We start from the raw sequence: 5,069 nt of genomic DNA, 5'->3' as shown, positions 1-5,069 counted from the left end.
ATTCAACGCCTCCAGCATCGCATCCCAAATCCCGGCGACAGACCAGCGGCGGAACTGACGGTAGACGGAGCCCCACTTGCCGAACTGCTCGGGTAAATCCCGCCAAGGCGCGCCGGTCCTGGCGATCCAAAACACGCCATCGAGCACCAGTCGATGATCGCCTGGAGGTCGTCCACGCTTCGGTCCCCTCTCGATGACAAATGGCTCGAAAAACGCCCATTCCTTGTCCGACATCAACCCGCGAACCATCGCTGTTCTCCGCAAAGAACAGCCTTGAATCAGAAATCACGTGATTTGTGAATCCACTTTGTCAACACCACCTAATGAGCCAACGACCGTATATGCATTGATGTCTTGCTGCAGGTCTTTGACGATAAGAGTTCTGTAAGTTGCGGTCGTCTGGTTCGCAATGTTCACGCCGCCCGCCACAATACCCGTGCAGGTGACAATCTTGTCCGGCGCGAGTCCGGTGACCACGCATGGGTTGGGCGGCGTGAACGGCGGCACGGCCTGGGCAGCCGCCGGATTCGGCAGGACGAGCATCAACGCCCCCGCCGCCACCGATGCCATCAAGACCTGTCTGTTCAACTCAGTTACTCCTGCCTGTTTTTTCAGCAGCTCGGGCGCCTATTCGAAATCAATTCTAATAGTTCATTTTAAAATTGCATATTGATCCATGTTAAATGTTCAGATCTTTTGACACTGTTAGTTATCATATATTGACCATGTAGACCATCAAAATCCATCTTGAGATTGAATATTGTTAACGGAGAGCTGATAAAAATACACTTTGAAATTGTTCTTTGAGATCTTTGCAACCTTATGTTACACACATGGTGAGTGGGTGTTGGCCGCTTGTGCTGCCGGTGTCCTGCGAACACGCCAGGTCCGGCCGGGACGGGGTCATTGATCTCAAACCGAATAATGCTCATCATGCCCGGAGGTGATCCGGCCATCCTCTTCGTGGCGGCGGCAAGAGCATGTTGTGCCTTAACAAAATCGTGTCGCTCTCCGCAGCCGTCATGCCAGCGCAAGCTGGCATCCAGCTTATTCTTGTCAAAGCTGGCCCCCCGGCTTTCGCCGGGGGGACGCCGGGCTTAACATGATGGTTCAGGCTAAACTCAAAGCGCTATAGAGCTTGAGAACCGATGCCGGACGCCAACCGCGACACGACCCGCAACGAGGCCACGCGCGGCGGTTGCCGCCGAAATCGGCGTTTCGGCTGATACGCTGCAACGCTGGCAAACCCGCCGGATCGGCCCTCCTCAGGTGCGGATCGGGCGCAAGGTGTTCTATCGGGCCGATGCCTTCCGGAAATGGCTGATTGCGCGGGAACGCGGTCCGGTGGCCGCCCGGCGCGCCGGGGGTGGGCGGCGAGATCGCCGGGGAGGCCGTCCACGAAACCGTCAAGGCGTGGGTCTGGAACAACGAGGACGACAAGCCCGAACTGCGCCGCCGCCTCGCCGCGGTGATGCGGCAATGGGATGTAGCGCCTGGCGATCTGCGCGGCCGGCTCGGCCTCAACTCGGGCGCGGCGAGCCCGCTGGTGGTCGCCCGAGCAACCCGCGATGGCGCGGTGCTGCGCCTGCCCGCCTTCGCCGCGGTGATCGATCGCGTGCGCGCCGATGGCATCGGCCTCCTCATCGTCGATCCCTTCGTCGAAACCCATGAGGCGGACGAGAACGACAACGTCCAGATCAAGGCGGTCGCCGCGATGTGGCGCGACGTGGCCCGGCTGTGCGATTGCGCGGTCGTGCTGGTCCACTATACCGGCAAGCCGCCGCCCGCCGCGCCCGATGGCTGGGCCGGATCGCTCTCCGCCTCGCGCGGGGCCTCCTCCCTGGCGGGCGTCGCCCGGATCATGCGGACGCTCTTCGCGATGTCGCAAAGCGATGCCGGCAAGCTGGGCGTGAGCGACGGCGACCGCCGTCTCTGGGTGCGCCACGTCACCGGCAAGGGCAACGCGCCCAAGGACGAGGTCGTGCGGGCGGTGCGCGCGCTGGGCTTTCAACCCGCCGACGACAACGAGGCCAACGCCCTGGCGATCCTCTCCTGGGCGATGGCCAATGGGATCGGAGGCGGGCAATGAGCAGGCGCTTCTCCGGGCCTCTGTCGCCGAATGAGATCGAGGACCGCTTCGAGGAGGCGGCCCGCACCTTGCGCCGTTTGCCCGGGATCGGCGTGCGGGGCCATGCCAGCGCCTGGCCTCCCATCGTGCGGGCGGCGGCCGACGCCTATGGCTGGGAGGCTGCCACGGCGCCGCGCCTGTCGCCTTCGCCGCAGGCGATCTCGCAGATGGAAGAAACCTTCACCTGGCTGTCGTGGCTTCGCGAGCCTGACGATGCGCGGATCGTGTGGCTGCGCGCCGAGGGCGTGCGCTGGAAGCCGATCTGCTGGCGGATCGGTCTGTCGCGGGCCTCCGCCTGGCGGCGCTGGGCGGCGGCGCTGATCACCATCGCCAACCGGCACAACGCGGGGCTGATTCGTCCGATGCTCCCGCAGCCAGGCAAGAAAGCCACTCCGGCATTGCGCCGCAAACCGCCGCATAAGACGGCAAAACACGGAAACATCGTGCCACAAACCGCATGACATTTGAGACGGAATATGGCATAAAAACCAATATGATGGGCGGGATCGCGCGTTGCTCCTCCCGGGCCTTTTAGGTTCTTCCCGGCGTTCGGCGTATGCGGGGGGCAACAGCCCGATCCCCGTCCAGCGGCAACCCCGAAAATAGGGTTCGCACCCCCGCCTCCAGGGTTCGCGGGTTCGAACGCGGATTCGCGGCGGAACGGGTGTCGCTCCTGTTTCTCAAGTTTTCGTGATATCGTGCGCTCGTTTTGGCCTCTGGAAACAGGAATGGAGAGCACCGTCGCGAAAACAGTGAAAACTATTGGCAGAGTTCTTGACGCTTTGCGTCGATCTCCGCTCGTCGGTGCCGATTTGGCGCTACGGCGAGAATCGTCGAATGGCCGACTCTTCAAGGTCAAGACGAACGAGCTTGATGCTCGCGTCCGCGGCTCGGCTGGGGATTTCGTCGCCGAGGATCATCTGTCGCTGCCGGAGTCGATTGGGCTCACAGCAGTCAGTCCAGAAAAGGATTAATGATCGAAACGCCAGTGTGGACGACATCACCTGTGTTTCGGGTAACGAGCGTTAACCCATGCACCTTTGCGGTTGCAGCGAGTAGCCCGTCAACAAATGGAAGCTGATCAGGGACGCCCAGGTAAGCCCAGGCTTCGGCGATCGGCTCGTCGATGGGAAGCACACGATCACCGAGCCTGGTTCGCATCTGCGTGAACCAGGGATCAAGTCTCTCGGCTTGTTCTGGATCTCTGCGGCGCTTGAGTTCGATTCCGCGCCGAATTTCGGCGAGCACTACAACGCTCGTTCCGATGTCCTTCACCGGGGTTTGAGCAACCCACTTCGCGACATTTGGATGCGCCCGCTCTCGCTTGCGGATTTCGGAAATTACGTTCGTATCGAGGAGGAACTTCAAAGTTCGGCCTCACGCCAGCCCTTCTGGCGCGGCTGATCGAAGATGCCTGCAAACGCCTCGTCCGCAAGATCAGAACCGAAAACATCGAAAGCGGTTTTGACCTCTGGATCAATGAGCGCCCGCTCCAAAGTGGAGCGAAGCGCTTTCGCTCGCTCTGGCTCGCCACGAAGGGTTTCTGCGAGTGCGCGGATAAGGCCAGAGTCGGCTCTAACAGCCTGAACCTCGACCCGGACAAGCCCGCGAGCAACCGCCCGGCGCCGATGTGTCGTCGAAGCCTTCTTTTGGGACGTAGTCGCCATGGTCACTCCTTCGCCTCTCTATTGTTTCCGGTTATATCACCGGGATCTTGCTAACGCCAACTGAATCCTGCGTTCGGAGACAAAATGCTCAAGATCGAGACCCGCCCGATTGCGCGGCTGATCCCCTATGTCCGCAACGCGCGGACCCATTCGGGCGATCAGATTGCCCAGATCGCGGGCTCGATTGCCGAGTTCGGCTTCGTGAACCCCGTGCTGATCGGCGCCGACGATGTGATCATCGCCGGCCACGGCCGCGTTCTAGCCGCCGAGAAGCTGGGTCTCGCCGAGGTTCCGGTCATCGTGCTTTCTCATCTTTCGGAATCGCAGCGGCGGGCGCTGGTGATCGCCGACAATCGGATCGCGGAGAATGCGGGCTGGGACGAAGCCATGCTCAAGGCCGAAATCGCCGCCCTGGTTGAGGACGCCTTCGATCTCGATCTGCTGGGCTTCGCCGAGGAAGAACTCGGCCGTCTGCTCGATGGCCTTGACGCCGATGCCGGCGGCGATAGCGCGGCGGATGGCGAGCCATCGTCCGATGCCTCGGCCGAAACTCAACGCGCGACCCTTGCCGAGCGCTTCGGCATTCCGCCCTTCTCGGTGCTCGATGCCCGCAAGGGCTGGTGGCAGGATCGCAAGCGCGCCTGGATCGATCTCGGCATCCGCTCCGAACTCGGACGCGGCGAAGGCGCGACCTATGGCGTCGCCGACGGCGTGACCGAGCCCGGCCTCAACCACTATCGCAACCGGAACAACGCGGCGCCCGGCGGCTCACCCCGCCCGCTGGATCGCGGCTGGACCGGAAAGAAGGACAAACCCGCCCATGGCTAAGGGTCTCGCCCGCACCTTCGGCCAGGATCTGATGCGGGGCGAGCATGAGGTCGGCGCAACGACCAACGGCGGCGTGCTGATGCCATCGCACACCTCGGGCGATCCAGGCTTCTACGCCAAAAAGCGGGCTCGCGAGGCCGAGATCGGCCGCGATCTGACGACCGAGGAATTCCTTGCGGAACACTACGAGGCGTCCGACGCGCCGACCGCTTCCGGCACGTCGATCTTCGATCCGATTTTGTGCGAGATCGCCTATCGCTGGTTCTGCCCGCAAGGCGGAACCGTGCTCGATCCCTTCGCGGGCGGCTCGGTGCGCGGCATTGTCGCCTCGCGCTTGGGGCGTCGCTATGTCGGGATCGAACTTCGGCCGGAGCAGGTCGAGGCGAACCGCGCGCAACTCGCCATCGCCGCCGATCCCTTGCCCGAATGGCGCGTGGGCGATGCAC

At 62.5% G+C, this 5,069-nt stretch carries 9 protein-coding genes; 5 read left to right on the top strand and 4 right to left on the bottom strand.

Annotated elements, in window-relative coordinates; genetic code table 11:
- Positions 1 to 249, bottom strand: a 249-nt coding sequence (locus ACKOED_RS03245; protein WP_408915138.1) for a transposase, incomplete at its 3' end; no start/stop codon positions are given.
- A gap of 36 nt (positions 250 to 285) precedes the next feature.
- Positions 286 to 588 (bottom strand): hypothetical protein, encoded by a 303-nt coding sequence (locus tag ACKOED_RS03240; RefSeq protein WP_408915137.1) that lies wholly within the window; start codon positions 586 to 588, stop codon positions 286 to 288.
- A 736-nt stretch (positions 589 to 1,324) separates the two neighbouring features.
- On the opposite strand from ACKOED_RS03240, the gene ACKOED_RS03235 reads away from it, so the two are divergent.
- From ACKOED_RS03235 to ACKOED_RS03225, 3 genes are all read left to right on the top strand, one after another.
- Entirely contained in the window at positions 1,325 to 2,089 is a 765-nt protein-coding gene (locus ACKOED_RS03235; RefSeq protein ID WP_408915136.1) for an AAA family ATPase, read from the top strand.
- Positions 2,086 to 2,589: a DUF6362 family protein gene (locus ACKOED_RS03230; RefSeq protein ID WP_408915135.1), complete on the top strand. Its 504-nt coding sequence runs from the start codon at positions 2,086 to 2,088 to the stop codon at positions 2,587 to 2,589. The genes ACKOED_RS03235 and ACKOED_RS03230 overlap by 4 nt, the downstream gene beginning before the upstream one ends.
- Before the next feature lie 267 nt (positions 2,590 to 2,856).
- Positions 2,857 to 3,102, top strand: a complete 246-nt coding sequence (locus tag ACKOED_RS03225; protein WP_408915134.1) for a hypothetical protein — start codon at positions 2,857 to 2,859, stop codon at positions 3,100 to 3,102.
- Here ACKOED_RS03225 and ACKOED_RS03220 read toward each other — a convergent pair.
- On the bottom strand, positions 3,083 to 3,496 hold the full coding sequence (locus ACKOED_RS03220) for a type II toxin-antitoxin system VapC family toxin (protein ID WP_408915133.1): 414 nt from the start codon (positions 3,494 to 3,496) through the stop codon (positions 3,083 to 3,085). The genes ACKOED_RS03225 and ACKOED_RS03220 overlap by 20 nt on opposite strands.
- Positions 3,493 to 3,795 carry a hypothetical protein gene (locus ACKOED_RS03215; RefSeq protein WP_408915132.1) on the bottom strand — a complete coding sequence of 101 codons (303 nt, stop codon included), beginning with the start codon at positions 3,793 to 3,795 and terminating at the stop codon, positions 3,493 to 3,495. Before ACKOED_RS03215 ends, ACKOED_RS03220 begins: the two co-directional genes overlap by 4 nt.
- Before the next feature lie 84 nt (positions 3,796 to 3,879).
- Here ACKOED_RS03215 and ACKOED_RS03210 point away from each other — a divergent pair, with 84 nt between their 5' ends.
- Complete coding sequence (locus ACKOED_RS03210) at positions 3,880 to 4,623, top strand: ParB/Srx family N-terminal domain-containing protein (protein WP_408915131.1); 744 nt, start codon at positions 3,880 to 3,882, stop codon at positions 4,621 to 4,623.
- Positions 4,616 to 5,069 (top strand): DNA methyltransferase (locus ACKOED_RS03205; protein WP_408915130.1); only part of this gene is annotated, 454 nt, incomplete at its 3' end. The genes ACKOED_RS03210 and ACKOED_RS03205, both read left to right, overlap by 8 nt.

Source organism: Aestuariivirga sp. (assembly GCF_046093005.1).
In the GTDB taxonomy this organism is placed as follows: domain Bacteria; phylum Pseudomonadota; class Alphaproteobacteria; order Rhizobiales; family Aestuariivirgaceae; genus Aestuariivirga.
This window is presented reverse-complemented; position numbering and strand designations above follow the sequence as displayed.

Bases quoted from the DNA above. Each gene is read 5' to 3' on its own strand.
- ACKOED_RS03230 (WP_408915135.1), top strand. From the start codon at position 2,086: ATGAGCAGGCGCTTCTCCGGGCCTCTGTCGCCGAATGAGATCGAGGAC.
- ACKOED_RS03225 (WP_408915134.1), top strand. From the start codon at position 2,857: ATGGAGAGCACCGTCGCGAAAACAGTGAAAACTATTGGCAGAGTTCTT.
- ACKOED_RS03215 (WP_408915132.1), bottom strand. From the start codon at position 3,795: ATGGCGACTACGTCCCAAAAGAAGGCTTCGACGACACATCGGCGCCGG.
- ACKOED_RS03210 (WP_408915131.1), top strand. From the start codon at position 3,880: ATGCTCAAGATCGAGACCCGCCCGATTGCGCGGCTGATCCCCTATGTC.